Raw genomic sequence first — 19,349 nt, 5'->3', positions numbered from 1 at the left:
ACAGCTGCTCCATTTATGGAACAGCTGTTTTTTCATGCTAATTCAACATTATGATGAACTTGTTGTACATCTTCTAAATCATCAAGCGCATCAATCATTTTTTCAAACTGCTCCTGCGTTTCTTCATCTAATGAGATTTCATTCTGAGCAATCATGGACAACTCGGCTACGGTAAAGTCCGTAACGCCTGCTTGACGGAATGCCTCTTGTACTTCATGGAAATGGGTAGGGTCAGCGTAAACTACTACTTGCCCATCTTCCTCCTCAATATCATTTACATCGACATCCGCTTCCATCAATAACTCTAATACTTCATCTTCCGTTTTGCCTTCAACACCGATAATAGCAGCAGGATCAAACATGTAAGCTACAGAACCACTCACCCCCATGTTGCCTCCATTTTTACCGAATGCCGCACGTACTTCGGAAACCGTGCGATTGACGTTATTTGTCAATGCGTCCACGATGACCATAGAGCCGTTCGGACCAAATCCTTCATAACGAAGTTCGTCGAAGTTTTCCTCACCGCCACCTTTTGCCTTTTCGATTGCACGGTCGATGATCGCTTTCGGTATGCTGTATGTTTTTGCACGCTCGAGTACGAATTTCAGTGCTTGGTTGGATTCAGGACTTGGATCCCCTGATTTTGCTGCTACATATATTTCACGGCCAAACTTTGCATAGATTCTACTTGTGTTCGCATCTTTAGACGCTTTCTTTTCTTTAATGTTATTCCATTTACGGCCCATTGGGTGCACACTCTTTCCTTTAGTTATAATGATTTACTACTACTATTTAGTATACCAATTGCATTTTGACATGAAAAGTAAAAAGAAAAATGTTGTGAGATAAATAGAGATGAAACGGTACTGTTGTCCTACGTTTTATTCGCTTGGGGCAACAGTATGTTACCCGATTGTGAAACGCGTTTGATGGGAACACTAGGCGGCTGCGGGTCTTTGGCACTTTTCGCCGGGGCCGTTGCTCGACTGGTTGTCGGGGACTGAAGTTAGTAAGTATCTGCTTTCTGGACCCGCGCAGGCACGTGGGGGATTGCCTACAGCCAGGAGCCAGCTGGCGATAGAGCTGCCAGTTGTCTCATGGCCATGGCCTACCCCGCAGTTGTGCCTGCGCTGCTGAGTGGTATTTATTTAGGTTGTGGTTCTAAGAATGATAATTAGTGTACCTTCCCCCACCTAGAAATGCATTTGGCGGAAAGACTATGCGGCTGCGGGTCTTTTTCACTTTTGGTTGGGGGCCTGGCTCGACTGGTTGTTGAGGACGGAAGTTAGTGAGTGTCTGCTTTCTGGACCCGCGTAGGCACGTGGGGGATTGCCTACAGCCAGGAGCCAGCTGGCAAAGTGCCGCCAGTTGTCTCATGGCCACGGCCTACCCCGCAGTTGTGCCTGCGCTGCTGAGTGGTATTTATTTAGGTTGTGGTTCTAAGAGGAGGAAGATCTGCGACTTGGTAAACTGATTTTGTGCTATTTGAAAAAGAAATATATGAACTGCCCTACACCCACTCCAACAAAGGCGCCTGCTGTGGTAGGCGTAGCGAGGAGACAAAGACAGACGCACTTCCTGTCTCTGGCTCCTCGCGAAAGCCATCCACCAGCGCGGAAGTGGCGACAATGGACTTGCCACTTACATTGCCAGCTAAACCACAACCTCCCGATCAAACAAGAAAAAGCACGTGCTAGAACCACAACCCAACGCCGCTTATTACGCACCCTTTACAGAAATATAATCTGATAGCACTTTCACGACTAAAACACCTACCTGAACTGCCCTAACCGCATTCCAACGAAGGCGCCTGCTGTGGTAGGCGTAGCGAGGAGACAAAGACAGGCGCACTTCCTGTCTATGGCTCCTCGCGAAAGCCATCCACCAGCGCCGTAGTGGCGACAATGGACTCGCCACTTACATTGCCAGCTAAACCACAACCTCCCGATCAAACAAGAAAAAGAAAAAGCACGTGCTAGAACCACAACCCAACGCCGCTTATTACGCACCCTTTACAGAAACCTAATCCGATAGCACTTTCACGACTAAAAACACCTACCTGAACTGCCCTAACCGCATTCCAACGAAGGCGCCTGCTATGGTAGGCGTAGCGAGGAGACAAAGACAGGCGCACTTCCTGTCTATGGCTCCTCGCAAAAGCCATCCACCAGCGCCGAAGTGGGGACAATGAATTCGCCACTTACACTGCCAGCTAAACCACAACCTCCCGATTAAACAGCAAAAAGAAAAAGCACGTGCAAGCACCACAACCCCCATGCCGCATATTACGCACCCTTATCAGAAACATAATCCAACTAACAAACCGCCATTATTTACACGTATAAAAATTCAATCCCTACTATTCTAATTTGCATTGACTATTTTTAATTGTCTGTTAAACTGTTAATAATATAACAGTTAACGGGGGGATGGAATGATCACATTTGAATCGTGGAAAGATGCGCCGGTCTTATCAGAGTTTCCGGCAGACTCCGAGACAAAAGGAGCTTCTGAAGTACTGCAATGGGCTTATGATCACTATGGAGAAAAGCTAGTCTATGCTTGTAGCTTTGGTATCGAAGGAATTGTATTGATCGAACTGATTTCACGCGTGAAACCCGATGCCAAGATTGTTTTTTTAGACACCAATTATCATTTTAAAGAGACATATGACACGATAGAAAAAGTGAAGAAGCGTTATCCTCAGCTTCAAATTCATTTGCAACAGCCTGGATTGACTATTGAAGAACAGACAGATCAATATGGCCTTGATCTCTGGAAAAACAATCCAAACCAATGCTGTGATTTGCGTAAGATTAAACCATTAGAGGAAGCGATTGCCCCTTCCACTGCTTGGATATCAGGATTAAGACGTGAACAATCTGAAACGAGAAAATCTACCGAGTACTTGAATTTAGATAACCGTTTTAAAAAGATTAAAGTGTGTCCGCTTATTCATTGGACATGGAAAGATGTTTGGCGTTTCGCCCACACACATGAACTGGATTATAATATACTTCATGATCAAGGATACCCGAGTATTGGGTGCGCAAACTGTACAAAACCAGCGTTTACTGAAGAAGATATGCGCTCTGGACGCTGGACTGGTAGCGGCAAGACAGAATGCGGACTGCACACGTAAATTTTTTTAGTCTCAAAACCTAGTATTTCTATATGACTTATTAAAATGAAAAGGATAGGTGTTCAAATAATGACAACAATACAACCACATGGCGGTAATTTAGTTAATTTATACGATCCCACTCTCTCCATTGAGGGACTGCATAAAACAGTTTCAATTGATGCTACATCAGTAAGTGATTTGGAATTAATCGCAACGGGTGCATACAGCCCGTTAACTGGTTTTTTAACTTCTAAAGATTATCATGCAGTTGTCAATGATATTCGTTTAGCAGACGGTACAATATGGAGTTTGCCGATCACACTACCCGTTAAAGATAGTTCGGCTTACTCCGTAGGCGATACGATTCTACTCGATTATCAAGGCGATATTTACGGCACACTTGAAATTACGGATATCTTCGAACCTGATCAACAAATCGAAGCTGAGAAAGTTTATAAGACAGCTGACCGTGCACATCCAGGTGTTGCCAAGTTACTCGATCGCGGCCATATCTATCTTGGTGGACCGATCAAACTGATCAGAAGAATAGAACAGAAAGATTTCGCTGAATTTTATTTTGATCCTTCTGAAACTCGTCAAGCATTCGAAAATAATGGCTGGAAGACGATCGTCGGATTCCAAACGCGTAATCCTGTGCATCGTGCACATGAGTATATTCAAAAAACTGCACTTGAGATTGTTGATGCCCTTTTACTCAACCCGCTAGTTGGCGAAACAAAGTCTGATGATATTCCCGCTGATGTACGGATGGAGAGTTATCAAGTATTACTCCGTGACTACTACCCTGAAGATCGTGTGAAGTTGGCTGTCTTCCCTGCTGCAATGCGTTATGCAGGACCACGTGAAGCCATCTTTCATGCCCTTGTACGTAAAAATTATGGTTGTACACACTTTATCGTCGGCCGTGACCATGCAGGTGTTGGAGATTATTATGGCACGTACGAAGCACAAGAAATCTTCTCGAACTTTACAGCGGAAGAAATCGGCATCACATTACTGTTCTTTGAACATAGTTTCTTCTGTAAAGCTTGTGGCAATATGGCAACGCCTAAAACTTGCCCGCACTCTAGTGAGGACCATGTCATCCTTTCGGGAACTAAGGTACGTGAGATGTTGAAAAACGGCATCTTGCCTCCACCAGAATTCAGTCGTAAAGAAGTGGTTGATGTATTGATTAATGGATTACAAGAAAAAGAACTAGCGAAGTGAGGGGAAACGATATGGCAAAGAACATTGTATGGCATGAACAATTAATATCGAAAGAAGAACAACGTAAAAAAAATAAACATCATAGCGCAGTACTCTACTTCACTGGACTATCCGGTTCAGGTAAATCCACGATTGCCAATGCAGCCGCCCGTCGGTTGCACGATCTTGGCGCTAACACCTATGTACTTGACGGCGATAATGTCCGTCATGGCTTAAATAAGGACCTCGGCTTCTCTGATGAAGCACGCAAAGAAAATATTCGTCGCATTGGCGAAGTTTCGAAATTATTCATTGACAGTGGTCAGCTCGTATTCACGGCATTTATCTCCCCTTTCCAAGAAGACCGAGACAGCGTCAGACGTTTGGTGGAAGAGGATGAATTTGTTGAAGTATATATCAGTTGCCCTCTTGATGCATGTGAAGAACGTGATCCAAAGGGATTATATGAAAAAGCACGTGCCGGTGTCATTCCTGAATTTACCGGGATTTCATCGCCTTATGAGGCTCCAGAAAAACCTGAACTTACATTAAAAACGGATCAATATACTGTGGAAGAGTGTGTCGAGCAATTAATCGGCTACTTGCGTGATAAAAAATGGATTAATTAAGGAGTGAGTGGAATGGGTAAAGTTTGGCTAGTCGGAGCGGGTCCTGGAGATCCTGATTTATTGACCGTCAAAGCGGTGAAAGCTATACAGCAAGCGGATGTAATTCTTTATGACAGACTGATCAATCAAGAAATTTTAACTTATGCGAAGCCTGATGCGGAATTGATTTTTGTAGGCAAGCTTCCGAAGCATCATTTCGTCCAGCAGGATATGATCAATTTCTTATTGGTTAAACATGCGAAGCAAGGTAAACAAGTCGTACGTCTGAAAGGCGGCGACCCATTTATATTCGGTCGTGGCGGTGAAGAAGCAGCGTTTGTGGTGAAGCATCACATCCCATTCGAAGTGATCCCGGGCATTACGTCCGGAATCGCAGCTCCTGCCTATGCAGGTATTCCCGTTACTCACCGTGATTACAGTGCATCATTTGCAATCGTCACGGGCCATCGTAAGGAAGGTGCCGAAGAGGCTGAGAAATGGCAGGCCCTCGCCAAAGGAATTGATACACTGGCAATTTACATGGGTGTCAGCAATCTTCCCTATATCCAGAAACAATTAATTCAACACGGCAAAGATCCCAACACACCCGTTGCATTCATTCATTGGGGTACTACAGAGACACAGCGCACAGTTACTGCAACACTTTCCACCATGACAGACACGGCACGTCTTGAAGAAGTCAAAAACCCTAGCATGATTGTTATTGGTGAAGTGGTCCGCATGCGTGATGAATTGCAATGGTTCGAGGAATCGAGCGAAGAACGTCGTTTGCATGAGACGATGGTATGAGAGCGATTCTATATATTTGCCATGGTAGCCGCGTAAAGAAAGGACAGCAGGCTGCTTTGGCCTTCATTGAGAAGACGATGGAAACCGAAGCGGCCCCTATTCAAGAAGCGTGTTTCCTTGAACTCGCTGATCCGTCTATCGCAGTAGGTGTCGCACGCTGTATAGAACGGGGTGCAACAGAAATTATTGCTATCCCCTTTCTATTATTGCGTGCGGGCCACGCCAACGTGGACATTCCTACAGAACTACAAGACGTCATGATGAATTACCCTGATATTCCTGTTTACTATGGTGATCCGATTGGCGTGGATGAACGTATGGTTGATGTGCTAATCGAACGATTGCATGAAACGACAGAAGTAATCCCTAACGATGCATCCATTTTATTAATTGGAAGAGGCAGCAGTGACCCTGCTACTAAAGAAGATTTTGCGAAAATCAAAAGAATATTCCAAGAGAAAACCATGCTTCAAAATGTTCATGTCGGCTATCTAGCAGCTTGCGAGCCTTTTTATGAAAATGAACTTGAACGGCTACTAGAACACCAACCTAAAAATCTGTATATTTTACCGTATTTATTATTCACCGGTATTTTAATGAAATCAATTGAACGAACACTAAAGAAAACCAAAACAACAACCGCTATTCATCTCTGCCCCGAACTAGGCTATGATCCAGTGATTCATGCGATTCTGAATGAAAGGGCTAATGAAGCAGCAGAAAGGAAACGTGATCTCTATGTTCCCTATCATGCTTGAAAACATGGATAGATCAAATATTTTCTTAGTCGGTGGCGGGCACGTCGCATATCACAAAGTACTCAATTTGCATCGATTTGGGATTCATCCCACCATTATCAGCCCAGAGTTTCATCCGTCTTTTGCAGACCTTGAACAGCAAGGGAAGGTTACACTCATCACGAAAGAAGCAGAATGGGAAGATGTTGCGAACGCTTTTCTTACCCTGCTCGTAACAGATAACGAAGCGGTGAATGATCACCTTGCCAAGCAATTGAAAGATGCAGGAAAACTAGTCGTTCACGCTTCCAATCCGTCTTTAGGCACTGCACAGATTCCCGCTGTTACTACACGTGGTAAACTGATCATCAGTGTATCAACAAGTGGCTCAAGTCCTTCATTGGCCAAAAAGATCCGTGACGAAATTGCTGAAACCTATGATGAACGATATGAGGAGTATCTGGATTTCCTCGCTACTGTTAGACATTATGTGAAGCAGTATGTAGCGGATCGTGCAGAGCGCAGAGCATGGCTGAAAGAAGCTATCGAGCCTATTTATCTCCATAACACAGAAGAGCGTCAAACATTTCTGAACGAACTACAGCAAACCTCTCCTTCAGAACAGCTCGTTAATTAAAAATGAAATAAAAAAGATCCATAATTCACTTACGAATTATGAATCTTTTTATATAGTTTTCGATCGATTACTTGTTCATGTAAGATTTAATTTCTTCTTCAGACATAGAAGAATCACATTTAACGTTTACTGTGTCTCCATTTGTGTAGATGAAACCAGGTACTGTTGGAATGTCGTACTCATTACGGAAGGCAGAAACACCTTTCATATCAGCGTTTTCAATACTGTTAACGTAATAGATGTGGGTATCCGTTTCTTTGGCTACTTTGTTGAGTTTCTCAACGAAGATTTGGCAGTAAGGACATACGGATTTACCGACGTAGATTACAGCCTCGCCGTTCCCTTTTACTAGTTCGTCTGCTCTTGCTGAATCAATTTTATCAAAACTAGCTATATTTTCTTCATAACTCATTTATGATCAATCTCCTTTCTTTGTTAGTAGTAGTATACCGCATTGTATAGCGACTCAAACAAATCTGCTTATGGGTTCTACGTCCACATACTTTTTCAAGGAACTTTTTACACTATCTAATCAAACGGATAGGTGTGGACGATATTCCCCATCCATCCTGTCGTCATTATAGCCTGTGTTATCGAAGACTCAATCAAGCCTAATTCATTTACTTGAACAGTCCTGTTGTTTTCCAAAACCGTTTAAGATATAGCTTGTACCTACTACTATATTCATAAACAGATATGTCGTCATGCACTGGAATGGCCATCAAGCCTGTAGCTACGTAATCATCTCCTTGTCATGGATGATCCAGTGTCACATGCCCAACTCTTACTCCTTTTACATCCGCGATACAATGTTTGATACCCGTTGGAATACGATCAATGATAATCCCCCTATCTCTAACTTTCTTAGATTCATGGAAGTTCATATTATTCACTCCAAGTTAAAATTATATTTAAGTAAGGGTTTAGTTTTAAATTGTTTTTCTCTGTTTTAACAAAATAAAAAAAGGCAGCAAAGTTCTACTACCTTTTCAAACTTGATTAATGACCTAAATAAGCTTTCTTAATCGTATCATCTTGCAATAATTCTTTAGCAGTACCAGAAGCAACTACTTTCCCATTTTCAAGTACATACCCACGATCTGCTACTTTTAAGGCTTGTCGCGCATTTTGTTCAACAAGTAATACAGTCGTACCTGCTTCATTAATCTCTTTAATAATTTTAAATATATCAGCAACGATTATCGGTGCTAGACCCATTGAAGGTTCATCTAGTAAAAGAAGCTTTGGTCTAGACATAATCACTCTGGCAATCGCTAACATTTGTTGTTGTCCACCTGAAAGTGTACCACCGTATTGCTCTTTTCTTTCTCTTAGAATCGGAAAGCGGTCCATCACCTTTTCGATATCCGCGCCAACTTCTGAATCGCTTCGGTGATATGCACCCATTTCCAAGTTTTCTAAAACAGTCATTGTTGCCAAAATACCTCTACCTTCTGGAACAAGTGCTAAACCATTTCTTAAAAGCTGGTCTGGTCGACGGCCTGTAACATCTTTCCCTAAATAATGGATTGTACCTTCTTTAGGTTTTAAAAGCCCTGCGATGGTATTCATCATCGTCGTCTTGCCCGCACCATTGGCACCTAAAATCGTTACGATTGTCCCTTCTTCTACAGCTATATCTATGCTTTTTAACGCTTGAATTTTACCATAAAAGGTACTGATATTATCTAGTTTAAGCAAGCTCATCTTCCTCCTCAACCCCGAGGTAGGCTTCAATTACTTCTTTATTGTTTTGAATACTGCTCGGTGTACCTTCTGCAATTTTTTTACCAAAGTTCAAAACGATAATTCTATTACAAACACGCATCACTAGTGGCATATCATGTTCGATCAGTAGCACTGTAATATCTAATGTTTGGATTTTTTTAATTAAATTAAATAAATCATTCGTTTCTTTTTCATTCATACCAGCTGCTGGTTCATCAAGAAGAATTAACTTTGGTCTACTCGCTAAAGCTCTTGCGATTTCTAATCTTCGCTGCGCACCGTATGAAAGGTTTTTTGCAATTGTTTCCTTGTCATCCGCTAAGCCAACAACTTCTAGTATCTCATCTGAAGTCGCCAAGACTCTAGCTTCTTCTGCTTTTTGAGCTTTCGTACGAAAAACACTTTGCATCACATTAGTCTTTAGTCTGCAATGATTACCTACCATAACGTTTTCACGTACTGTTAAGTCAGAAAACAGACGGATATTTTGAAATGTACGGCAGATACCTTTTTCTGTGATTTGATGAGGCTTCAGATTTGAAAGTGGATTACCAACAAACGATATTTCACCGGAACTAGGAGGATACATAGCTGTAATCATATTAAACATCGTCGTTTTTCCAGCACCATTAGGCCCAATTAAACCAAGAATTTCGCCTGCTTCCACTGAAAATGAGACATCGGTTAAAGCTTGGATACCACCGAAGTTTTTACTGATCTTCTTTATTTCCAGTACCATGCTTTTCCTCCCCTTTCTTCTTAGGTTTCAATCGTTTAAATCGGTTCACCATATTCACATCGATAATTCCTTGTGGACGGAACGCCATCATAAGAACCAGAAGCGCGCCATAAATCATAAATCGATATTCGTTGATAAAACGTAGGAATTCCGGCATTGCAGATAAGAACACAGCTCCGAATATGGATCCCCATATAACTTCACTTCCGCCAAAGATAGAGAATATTAATATTTCTACTGCTCTGTGATAATCAAAGTCTGATGGGCTAATGTACGCCATTAAATGGGCATATAATGCGCCTGCAAATCCTGCTAACATTGCGCCCTGACCGAAAGCTAACACTTTGTAATAAGTAATATTAATACCCATTGCTTCTGATGCTTCTTCATCCATTTTAATAGCGGAGAAAGCACGTCCAATTCTAGAATTATTTTGTCTTACAAAGAACCAAATGACTGAAATCGTTATAATAAGTAAGACAAAAAAGACAGCTAAACTTATGAATTGGTTATTTTTCAACCCAAACATATCAGGTTCTATTCCTATACTTTTACTTAAACTAAATATTTCTCTTCCAAGATGTGGAATGCCTGATAAGCCAATTGCACCGTTTGTTAAACCATCCCAGTTAATGAAAAGGACTCGAACGACTTCACCAAACCCAAGTGTTGCAATAGCGAGATAAACACCTTGTAATCTTAAAGCTGGTATACCAATTAATGTCCCAACAATCCCTGTAAAGATCGCAGCTATAATGACACCGAGTACAAGTGGCATATTATAATGTAGCGTTAGAATAGCTGTTGTGTACGCGCCTATACTCATAAAACCTGCGTGACCCAGTGATAATTGTCCCGTTCCAAGCGTTATGTATATACTAACAGCCAGAATAATATTGATTAAAATAAAAGAACTAACTTGTAGATAATACGGGTTTATTAATTCGCCTAACATCTAATCAACCCTTTCTTCCAGTTGTAGCTGTTCCAAAGATTCCTTGTGGTCGTACGATTAAAATAACAATGATTGCAATAAACGCAACAGCATCGCGATAACCTGAATCTCCATAGGCTACGATAAATGTTTCAGCCATCCCTAAAATCAAGCCACCTACCATGGCCCCCCTTACATTACCTAAACCACCTAAAATAATAATAGCTAATCCTTTAAGTCCGAAAGATAAACCCATTTGAGGGTTAACAGAGTTGAAAGCTATTCCAACTAAAATCCCAGCGATTCCGCCCATTGCCGATGCAATAATAACGGTTTGTGTTATCGTTCTCTTCGTATTTACACCGAGAAGACTTGCTACTGCCAAGTTTTCTGCACTTGCACGTAATGCTTTTCCTGCCTTTGTTTTAGATAACCAAAAAGTAAGTCCAAACATAAGTAAAATAGCAATAACGAAAATAATAATTTGAACGTAATAAACAGTGGTTGATCCTAAAACGAATTTTAATTCTGAAAGTGATGTGCGAAATGGTTGGTTGCCTGAACCAAAAAAGTGATGTGCGACGTTCTCAAGAAAAATAGAAACACCGATTGTACTTATTAAAGGCGCAAGATGTGAGACACCTTCTTTTCCTCGTAATGGTCTTAGCGCAAATGTTTCCAGAAAATAGCCTAAAATTCCTGTCACTACAATGGCAACAACAAATGCAATATATAATGGCCAACCTAATATATTCGTGACGACGACGCCCATAAATGCTCCGAACATAAAGATTTCACCGTGCCCCATGTTCACTACGTTTAATACACCAAATACGAGAGTGTAACCTAACGCAACAATGACATAGATACTCCCTAATGTTAAACCATTTATTAATTGTTCAATTAGCAATAGTCCTCCTCCTCCTTCTTCATTTTTGACTTATATAATTAATCTTATTTTTCGTAAGTCATTTAAGAAAATAAGAAGGCTGGGAAAACCCCAGCCCCTCTCCCTATAAATTATTCAAATACTACGTATTCGTCACCTTCAATAATTAAAACAGTTGGTTCCATAATAATGTCGCCATCTTCATCAAATGACATATTTCCTAGAACGCCTTCAAAATCTTTGATTTCAGCAAGCGCATCACGAATTGCATCACGATCAGCTTCACCAGCATTTTTAATTGCTTCAGCCATTACATAAAAACCATCATATGCTTGTGCTGCAAACTGGTCTGGCTCCATACCGTAAGCCGCTTCATAATCTTCAACAAACTTTTTAACTTTCTCGTCGTCTTTCTTAGAGAACCAAGGAGTTGCAACGATTAAACCATTTGCAGCATCACCAGCAATTTTAATGACTTCCGGTGAGTTAAAACCATTACCGCCAACAAATGGTACATCAATTCCCATTTTGCGGGCTTGATCAAGAATTACTGCACCTTCATTATAAAGAGCAGAAGCTAAAACTAAATCTGGGTTAAGGCTCTTAATTTTTGTTAATTGGGCTTTATAATCAGATTGTCCTAACTGGAAAGTTTCTGTTGTTAAAACTTCTAAATCTAAATCTTCAGCAACTTGCTTCATCGTGTCATATCCAGCTTTTGTGAATACATCATCGTTTCCGTATAAAATAGCAACTTTTTTCGCGCCATATTTATCAATAGCTTTCTGCACAGATGCAGGAATTGCTAATGTCTCAGGAATCGAGTTTCTGAATACATATTCTCCAAGTTGTGGAATACCTTCAGCAGTGTTTGATGTACCTAGAATGGAAACACCGTTTAAATCTGCTTCTGGTCCAACAATTTGCATTTCAGTACTTAAAGTAGGTCCAATAATTGCATCTACATTTTCTGAGTTCATTAATTTTTGTGCAACTGATAATGCTTCCTCTTGTTTACCAGCAGAATCTTCAATCTTCAACTCGATGTCGACTTCTCCTAGTTCAGTAATTTCTTTGTGTGCAAGATTGATTCCGTTTGTAATCGCTTCACCATAACTAGCACCTGGACCAGTTAAGTATGAAATAACGCCTACTTTTGCTTTTACAACATCATCAGAATCTGCACTTTCTGTATCATCTGTTGATGAGTCTCCACATGCGGCTAACATTACTAATGTGAAAGCCATTAAAACTGTAAACAAGAGTTTACTTCTTTTACTCATTCTACCCAGCCCCCTATTTGATTGAAATTTCAATCATCGAGAATTACACAACTCTCAATAATTTGTTAGTTATACCATTTGGCATGTTCATTTGTCACAACTCTAGTTATCCTATGACTTATCGAATATGAGCTTCTGTTTTTACGTGACAAAATAGTGATATAACTAATATTTTGATTATACTCTATTATTAATAATATAGGGTATAATTTTTTCAATATTTAAAACTAACAATCGTATTATAAATATTCATTTCTTAATTGCCTTTTGAACAGCTCGTTAATTAAAAATCAAAATAAAAAAGATCCTTAATTCACTTACGAATTAAGGATCTTTTTATATAGTTTTTGATCGATTACTTGTTCATGAAAGATTTAATTTCTTCTTCGGACATCGATGAATCACATTTCACATTTACTGTGTCTCCATTAGTGTAGATGAAGCCAGGAACTGTTGGAATGTCATATTCATTACGGAAAGCGGAAACACCTTTCATATCTGTGTTTTCTATACTGTTAACGTAATAGATGTGGGCATCCGTTTCTTTAGCCACTTTGTTTAGTTTTTCAACGAATAGTTGGCAAAAAGGACATACGGATTTACCGACATAAATTACAGCTTCTCCGTTACCTTTTACTAATTCCTCTGCTTTTGCCGAATCGATTTTATCAAAACCAGCTACATTTTCTTCATAACTCATTTATGATCAATCTCCTTTCTCTACTTTCACTAGTATACCAACTTGTGTAAATACTTAAATAAATCAGGCTTGTGCGTTGTCCGAGAATCCAGTTCATCATCAAAGTAGAGAGGGATTGAAGCAAAAAATAGTGTGATGCACAGGCACCCTTTTTACTGATGACCTGGTTTTTTTCCTATTGCAATAAGTTCATTAATTGTCTCAATTAACTGAGGAAGTTCGCCCATTGTCTTAATTGTGAAATCTGCACCGTTCTCGATAAAAGTTTGTGCTACTCTAGTAATCTCTGCTTCTTTATCAGCTTGCGCGAGCCCAGTAAATTCTTCTATACTTAACCCCATTTCAGAGCTTCCAACAATAACACCGACTGACCATAGACCTGCGTTAACGCCTTCTTTAATATCTGAAACCGTGTCACCTACTTTGATTGTTCTCCATCCCGCCGATAATTTCAGCCTCTCCATAGCTCGATAAACCATATAAGGGTACGGTCGACCGACTGAATCCGTTTCATCAGCTGTTACATAAACATCCGGGCGATAGCCTTTTTTCTCAGCATTCGGCACAACGACATCCATCATCGTACTTGTATATCCAGTTGTCGAGCCAATTTTCAAGCCATTTCCACGTAATACTTCAATCGTTTCTATTACCTCTGGAATCGGATCCGTATAGTCCTTTAAAGAAGCCATCAATGCAGGCTCAAATTCCGCATATAAGTTTTCAACATCTTCTTCTGTAAATGATCTATCATGTTTTTCTTCCCATAAAGCAGAAATTCTTGGCATTTCTAGCATTTTACGAATATGATCGATTTTCAGCATTCCCATTGGGCGTCTTGCCTCTTCCATCGTTACCTCGACATCAGCATTTTTAAAAATAGATATAAAAACATTTACAGGTGCAAAACATCCAAAGTCTACGGTTGTTCCAGCCCAATCGAAAATAACACCGTCAATTTTAGTCATTACTTCACCACTTTCATATAATTTTCTATAATTGTACATAAGTCTTGAATATCTTCTTCATATATTTCACCAATATTGCCCATGCGGAATGTATCCACATCTGTCAGCTTCCCAGGATAAATAACATAACCTTTCGTTTTCACATATTCATAAAAGTCTTCGAACTCAAATTGGTCGTTCGGAAAAAGAAATGTTGTAATAATGGGTGATTGTTTTTCCTCCGAAATATAAGCATGTATATTTGCTTTTTCCAATCCCTCTCGTAACAACTGGTTATTATGTTCATAACGAGAAAATCGTGCTGCAATACCGCCTTCATCAATTAACTCCTCAATTGCTTTCGCAAATGCGGCTACGACGTGTGTTGGCGATGTATAACGCCATTTCCCATCTTTGTCCATCTCTTTCCATTGGTCATATAAATCGAGCGACAAACTGCGTGCATTTCCTTCACACGCCAGCAGCTTATCTAGCTTAGCAATGACAAATCCGAATCCGGGTACACCTTGAATACACTTATTGGCGCTGCTGATTAAATAATCGATATTGAGCTTAGACATATTAATTTCAACGCCACCAAAGCTACTCATCGCGTCAATGATCAACGTCTTTCCGCACTCCTCTGAGATGTTTGAGATCATCTCTAAAGGATTTAAAATGCCTGTCGTCGTTTCACAATGTACCATCACAATATGCGTGATTTCCTGATCGACTTGTAAAATCGTTCTAATCTCATCCTCCTTGGGATGTTCATCGTAATCGACACTATATTCAACATAGTTTATTCCAATATAATTAGCCATTTTCACAATACGCTCTCCGTAAGCACCGTTCGTTATGATTAATACTTTATCCAATTGTGATATTGCAGTTGTCATGACGGATTCAACAACGAACGTCCCGCTTCCTTGCATCAAAACCGTTGTATAGTCCTCATTTGAAACTGATGCAAATTCCAAAAGCCGCGCTCTAATTTCTTGAGTGATTTTCTTATAATCTTGCTCCCACGTACAACGGTCAATAAGCATTTCTTGTTTAACTGAAGTTGTTGTAGTTAATGGACCTGGCGTTAATAGTTTATAAGTATTCATCATTGGACACTCCCCATAAATTTAGTTGGCTGATTTGAATAAATCTTGGTGTTGCTGTAAAAGCTCGACTGTTAGTGGTTGTTTAAAATGCTTGGAATAAGCTGGTTTATTCGTATCTGATACAGTTTCACCTTCATATAGCGCGACTGGATAGTGCGTAATAAGCTCTTTTCGTGCATCTTTAACAATGACCTCAGCCATTTCCATCGCCAATTTTGTTGTTTCATCATACTTATCGACGACAGCAACTGTTTCAGTCAGCGAGAAATTCCCTTCGATTGGATCGATATATTCAATCGGTAAACCAGAATCCTTGGCCAGTACTGCTTGATACCGCAAACCAAATCCAGCCGCAACTTCTCCAGCCTGTACTTTTTTAATTGGACCTGAACCTGAACTCTCAAGATGTGGACCCGTATTGGCGATTAAATTACGAAGAACTGTTTTCCCCTCTGCTTCCCCGTATTCACTCATAATCGCTTGGACGAATAACCAACCTGTTGAAGAGTCCATGATATTTGGAATCGACACCAACCCTTTGAACTCTGGTTTTGCTAAGTCTTTAATTGAAGTTGGCATAGGTAAACCCTTGTCTTTTAATACTTCCGTATTGGCGAAAATTGCTCCAGTATTGGCTAAAACCGGCGCATAGTAATTAGGATGTTGTTCCAACGCATTCGTCTCAAATGTTAAGTCTGCAAACATCTCATGTTCTTTCTGAGCACTTTCAACAAAATAAGAGCTCATCGTTAAGATATCCGCCTCGATCTTATCGCCCTCTACCATTAGTTTTCCACCTATTTCAGATGTCCCTAATGACTGAAGTACGTACTCTTTTTCGTATCCAGCCTCATCTAACGCAGCTTTCATCGCTTCAGAAGCCGCTTCATCGCTATTCGTATAAATGACTACTTTTCCTTCCTCGGCATTACCAACGCTACATGCTGCCAACATCATTATTGAAATGACTACTAGCAATATTCCTTTAATTTTTTTCAATTTCGAATCCCCCTTACACATGATTGAATTTCCTTTTTTGAAAATAATCGCAAAGCAATTTTACAAATAGGTTGGTCGCGAATATTAGCAAAGATAAAATGAAAATCTCATTGAACGCTGCAAAGTATTGCAATTCTTTAATCTTGCTCGCAACGAGCGAGGTTTTCGCTGAGACTAAAAAGATAATCCCACTAATCGTGACCATTGAATTGATAAAGTAATAGCTAAACATTTCAATTACCGTTGACGATGCATTAGGAAGAATGACTCGATAAATCGTCTTCAACCAACTATCTCCTAATAACGCGCCAGTCGTTTCCCACGAAGGATTCATCTTCGATAAAGCATTTTTTGCCATTAAATAAGGTGTAGTGAAATAATGGACTAAATTACAGATAATAATAATGAGAAAGGTTCCTTTTAAACTGCTGTTATTGAAAAATAGTAAATACGATAAGCCGAGCACCATCCCCGGAACCGTGTTCGTCATCATTGAAATGATGTCGATCGTCGCTTTCCCTTTTACAGCTGTACGAACATTGAGCACCGCCGAACTAAATGCCACCGTTGTTCCGATGATTGCTGTGAATAAAGCAACAAATAGTGAGTTTTTATAAACTGTAAGTAAACTACTTGATTCGAATGCTTCAATTAAATGCTTAGATGTAAATGTAAGATCATAAGGAAAACTTACTAAAAACGGTGCAATGAACATTACGGCAAAAACTGAAAGCATACTTCCTAAAATAATAGTTGAAACAAAACAAAATCCTATGTCTCTACCTTTATGCTGGAATAATTCAATGTTTGAAGTCTTGTCGTAATGAAAGTTGAGTTTTTCAAGATAATTTAACAATAGTATTCCGAACACTGCTGGAACTAACATCAGAACTGCAATGACAGCACCATTATTAAAGTCTGGGATCGCACCAAGCATCACTTGATATAACTGCGTTGCCACAACAGAATACGTCCCGCCGATCGAGGCCGGAATTCCGAAATCTGTAAAACTCAAGATAAAAGATAAGATAAAAGCGCCGCCTATAGTCCCAAGTAATGGACGAACAATAGTGTTTTTAAAACTTCTGAGTGAACCATCGCCCATCAGCTTAGAAACGACGATAAACTTTTTATCAATGTATTTAAATGAGTTATTGATTAATAGAAAGGCTGCAGGCAAAGTGTAAATGATATAGCCGATGAGCAGCCCGTTAAATCCATAAATCGTAAACAGATTTTGACCGATAATTTTTGTTAGCAGCCCTTCATTACCGAACGAATAGATAATCGCGAATCCATAAGTAATCGTAGGCAACAACATAGGAAGAAGTATGCCCACTTTAATTGCAACTTTTAATGGCTTATAGATTCTTGTACAATTTATCGCGTAAGCTAAGGTGAATGCTAAAACGGTCGTAATGACAGCAGTCAAACTTGAAATTTTAATGCTGTTCCCAAAGGATTCCATTAGTTCTTTATTTGACAGGACTGAAAGATAATTCGTGAGTTTAAATCCTTCAGCAGTTTCAAAAGAACGGAAGAACAAAATACCTAATGGTGCGACTAAAAAAGCGATAAAAAAGAGTGAGATTGCAATAAAGATAACCCGTATTGCCGGTTTTCTATTAGGCATATTTTTCACTGAACAAATCATAAATATTTTGTCTTTTAATATGTAATTGTTTCAAAATAAACGATTCAACGAATTCATTGCTCGGCTGATTGATAATTTGCTGTGGTGTACCGTACTGAGCAATTGTCCCCTCGTTAATGATTAAAATCTTATCGGACATCGTTAAGGCTTCTTCAGGATCATGTGTCACAATGATGGTGGTTAAGTTAAATTCTTTTGCGATTGATTGAATACGCTGTTTAATGGACTCTTTAATCACACCGTCCAGCGCACTTAACGGCTCATCTAGTAATAAGATTTTAGGTTTCATCACCAATGTACGTGCAATAGACACTCGTTGTTTTTGTCCGCCTGATAATTCACCAATCTTTTTTGTTAAGTGAGGTTCTAGGCCTAAGAATTCTATGTATTCCTGAAGTTCTTCTTTAGTCACGAGACCTTTCCTGTTTCTTAATCCGTATACAATGTTTTCGTAAGCGGTCAAATTAGGAAAGAGTGCATAATCCTGAAATACGATATTGAATCCACGATCCTTCATCGATACATCGCTTAAATCCTTATTAGCGAAAAGTATTTTTCCACTGTCCATCGTCGTTAAACCTAAAATAATATGCAGTAGAGTTGATTTACCACTTCCACTTGGACCTAATAACGAGACGATTTCTCCAGCTTGAATATCCAAATTGATATTCTCTAGAACGACTTTGTCTTCATACTGTTTGCTTATATTTTGTAATCTCAGCAAACGTCTCACCTCCCGTAAACACATCCTTAGTATATCTAGCGATTGTTAAGACAATACGGAGTCTTTGTAAATATTGTGTAAACCTTTGTAATGATTCGATTAGAAGATGGGTGCTTGTGTATGACATAAATAAGACGCGACTCTGAATAGTACATAAATCCAAAGGTATACGTGTATTGTCTATTATAAAAAGACAATAAAATAACACGCTTCATTCAAATGATTGAATGAAGCGTGTCTTTTGTAAATACATATAAATTGTACTTTATTTAGGGCAATATAATTGTTTTTAAAGTTTATACTTGTTCAACAATCGCACCCTAGAAAGATCAGCTTTTGAACCCGTTGATCTGCGCTGCAGCCGGACGCGTGTCTTATGGGCGGGCGGTGAACCACACTCCTCGCTTCGCTCGCTAGGTGTTTCACCTGTCCCGCTGATCCTCCCAGAGCCATTCCTGTCTGGTCAGTGAGGCCCTATTGAAAAAGAAAAGTCCCCTTGTTATCATTCAGGG

The 19,349-nt window shown here is 39.8% G+C and carries 20 protein-coding genes; 6 read left to right on the top strand and 14 right to left on the bottom strand.

The features are described 5' to 3' along the window. Window positions 1-32: 32 nt before the first annotated feature. Window positions 33-749, bottom strand: coding sequence for a YebC/PmpR family DNA-binding transcriptional regulator (locus CSV72_RS13040; protein WP_099678704.1), 717 nt, complete (start codon window positions 747-749; stop codon window positions 33-35). A 1,688-nt stretch (window positions 750-2,437) separates the two neighbouring features. Here CSV72_RS13040 and CSV72_RS13035 point away from each other — a divergent pair. From CSV72_RS13035 to CSV72_RS13010, 6 genes are all read left to right on the top strand, one after another. Next, window positions 2,438-3,145 (top strand): phosphoadenylyl-sulfate reductase, encoded by a 708-nt coding sequence (locus CSV72_RS13035; RefSeq protein ID WP_099678703.1) that lies wholly within the window; start codon window positions 2,438-2,440, stop codon window positions 3,143-3,145. 69 nt (window positions 3,146-3,214) lie between these two features. Further along, the gene (gene sat, locus CSV72_RS13030; protein ID WP_099678702.1) at window positions 3,215-4,357 is read left to right on the top strand and encodes a sulfate adenylyltransferase; all 1,143 of its coding nucleotides are present in this window, start codon (window positions 3,215-3,217) and stop codon (window positions 4,355-4,357) included. Window positions 4,358-4,368: 11 nt separating this feature from the next. Continuing rightward, the gene (gene cysC / locus CSV72_RS13025) at window positions 4,369-4,965 is read left to right on the top strand and encodes an adenylyl-sulfate kinase (protein WP_099678701.1); all 597 of its coding nucleotides are present in this window, start codon (window positions 4,369-4,371) and stop codon (window positions 4,963-4,965) included. A 12-nt stretch (window positions 4,966-4,977) separates the two neighbouring features. Beyond that, window positions 4,978-5,754 (top strand): uroporphyrinogen-III C-methyltransferase, encoded by a 777-nt coding sequence (gene cobA / locus CSV72_RS13020; protein WP_099678700.1) that lies wholly within the window; start codon window positions 4,978-4,980, stop codon window positions 5,752-5,754. Next, window positions 5,751-6,512, top strand: coding sequence for a sirohydrochlorin chelatase (locus tag CSV72_RS13015; RefSeq protein ID WP_099678699.1), 762 nt, complete (start codon window positions 5,751-5,753; stop codon window positions 6,510-6,512). The genes cobA and CSV72_RS13015 overlap by 4 nt, the downstream gene beginning before the upstream one ends. Then, on the top strand, window positions 6,505-7,128 hold the full coding sequence (locus CSV72_RS13010; RefSeq protein ID WP_233191285.1) for an NAD(P)-dependent oxidoreductase: 624 nt from the start codon (window positions 6,505-6,507) through the stop codon (window positions 7,126-7,128). The genes CSV72_RS13015 and CSV72_RS13010 overlap by 8 nt, the downstream gene beginning before the upstream one ends. Window positions 7,129-7,195: 67 nt before the next feature. Here the strand turns inward: CSV72_RS13010 and CSV72_RS13005 are convergent, their stop codons facing one another. The 13 genes from CSV72_RS13005 to CSV72_RS12950 all read right to left on the bottom strand — a co-directional run bounded on the left by CSV72_RS13005 (window position 7,196) and on the right by CSV72_RS12950 (window position 18,837). Then, window positions 7,196-7,540, bottom strand: a complete 345-nt coding sequence (locus tag CSV72_RS13005) for a DUF6568 family protein (protein ID WP_099634730.1) — start codon at window positions 7,538-7,540, stop codon at window positions 7,196-7,198. A 340-nt stretch (window positions 7,541-7,880) separates the two neighbouring features. Beyond that, window positions 7,881-8,012 (bottom strand): hypothetical protein, encoded by a 132-nt coding sequence (locus tag CSV72_RS17175; protein WP_255407600.1) that lies wholly within the window; start codon window positions 8,010-8,012, stop codon window positions 7,881-7,883. 115 nt (window positions 8,013-8,127) lie between these two features. Then, window positions 8,128-8,829, bottom strand: a complete 702-nt coding sequence (locus CSV72_RS13000) for an ABC transporter ATP-binding protein (RefSeq protein WP_099662369.1) — start codon at window positions 8,827-8,829, stop codon at window positions 8,128-8,130. Then, window positions 8,822-9,595, bottom strand: coding sequence for an ABC transporter ATP-binding protein (locus CSV72_RS12995; RefSeq protein WP_099678697.1), 774 nt, complete (start codon window positions 9,593-9,595; stop codon window positions 8,822-8,824). Before CSV72_RS12995 ends, CSV72_RS13000 begins: the two co-directional genes overlap by 8 nt. Then, window positions 9,567-10,550 (bottom strand): branched-chain amino acid ABC transporter permease, encoded by a 984-nt coding sequence (locus CSV72_RS12990; RefSeq protein ID WP_099678696.1) that lies wholly within the window; start codon window positions 10,548-10,550, stop codon window positions 9,567-9,569. The genes CSV72_RS12995 and CSV72_RS12990 overlap by 29 nt, the downstream gene beginning before the upstream one ends. 4 nt (window positions 10,551-10,554) lie before the next feature. Further along, complete coding sequence (locus CSV72_RS12985) at window positions 10,555-11,439, bottom strand: branched-chain amino acid ABC transporter permease (RefSeq protein WP_029055115.1); 885 nt, start codon at window positions 11,437-11,439, stop codon at window positions 10,555-10,557. Window positions 11,440-11,549: 110 nt separating this feature from the next. Beyond that, complete coding sequence (locus CSV72_RS12980; RefSeq protein ID WP_099678695.1) at window positions 11,550-12,701, bottom strand: ABC transporter substrate-binding protein; 1,152 nt, start codon at window positions 12,699-12,701, stop codon at window positions 11,550-11,552. A 355-nt stretch (window positions 12,702-13,056) separates the two neighbouring features. After that, window positions 13,057-13,401: a DUF6568 family protein gene (locus CSV72_RS12975; RefSeq protein WP_099678694.1), complete on the bottom strand. Its 345-nt coding sequence runs from the start codon at window positions 13,399-13,401 to the stop codon at window positions 13,057-13,059. A 152-nt stretch (window positions 13,402-13,553) separates the two neighbouring features. Beyond that, window positions 13,554-14,369, bottom strand: coding sequence for a phosphonoacetaldehyde hydrolase (gene phnX, locus CSV72_RS12970; protein WP_099678693.1), 816 nt, complete (start codon window positions 14,367-14,369; stop codon window positions 13,554-13,556). Beyond that, on the bottom strand, window positions 14,369-15,460 hold the full coding sequence (phnW, locus tag CSV72_RS12965) for a 2-aminoethylphosphonate--pyruvate transaminase (RefSeq protein ID WP_099678692.1): 1,092 nt from the start codon (window positions 15,458-15,460) through the stop codon (window positions 14,369-14,371). The genes phnX and phnW overlap by 1 nt, the downstream gene beginning before the upstream one ends. Before the next feature lie 21 nt (window positions 15,461-15,481). Next, a complete protein-coding gene (locus CSV72_RS12960) occupies window positions 15,482-16,459 on the bottom strand; it encodes an extracellular solute-binding protein (protein WP_199170107.1) in 978 nt (325 codons plus the stop codon). 13 nt (window positions 16,460-16,472) lie between these two features. After that, entirely contained in the window at window positions 16,473-18,092 is a 1,620-nt protein-coding gene (locus CSV72_RS12955; RefSeq protein WP_099678734.1) for an ABC transporter permease subunit, read from the bottom strand. Further along, complete coding sequence (locus tag CSV72_RS12950; RefSeq protein ID WP_099678691.1) at window positions 18,085-18,837, bottom strand: ABC transporter ATP-binding protein; 753 nt, start codon at window positions 18,835-18,837, stop codon at window positions 18,085-18,087. The genes CSV72_RS12955 and CSV72_RS12950 overlap by 8 nt, the downstream gene beginning before the upstream one ends. Window positions 18,838-19,349 lie beyond the last annotated feature (512 nt).

Origin of the sequence: Sporosarcina sp. P20a (assembly GCF_002743175.1) — a bacterium.
Taxonomy (GTDB): Bacteria; Bacillota; Bacilli; order Bacillales_A; family Planococcaceae; genus Sporosarcina.
The sequence above is the reverse complement of the archived record's forward strand: the minus strand, read 5'-3'. Positions and strand labels throughout refer to the sequence as shown.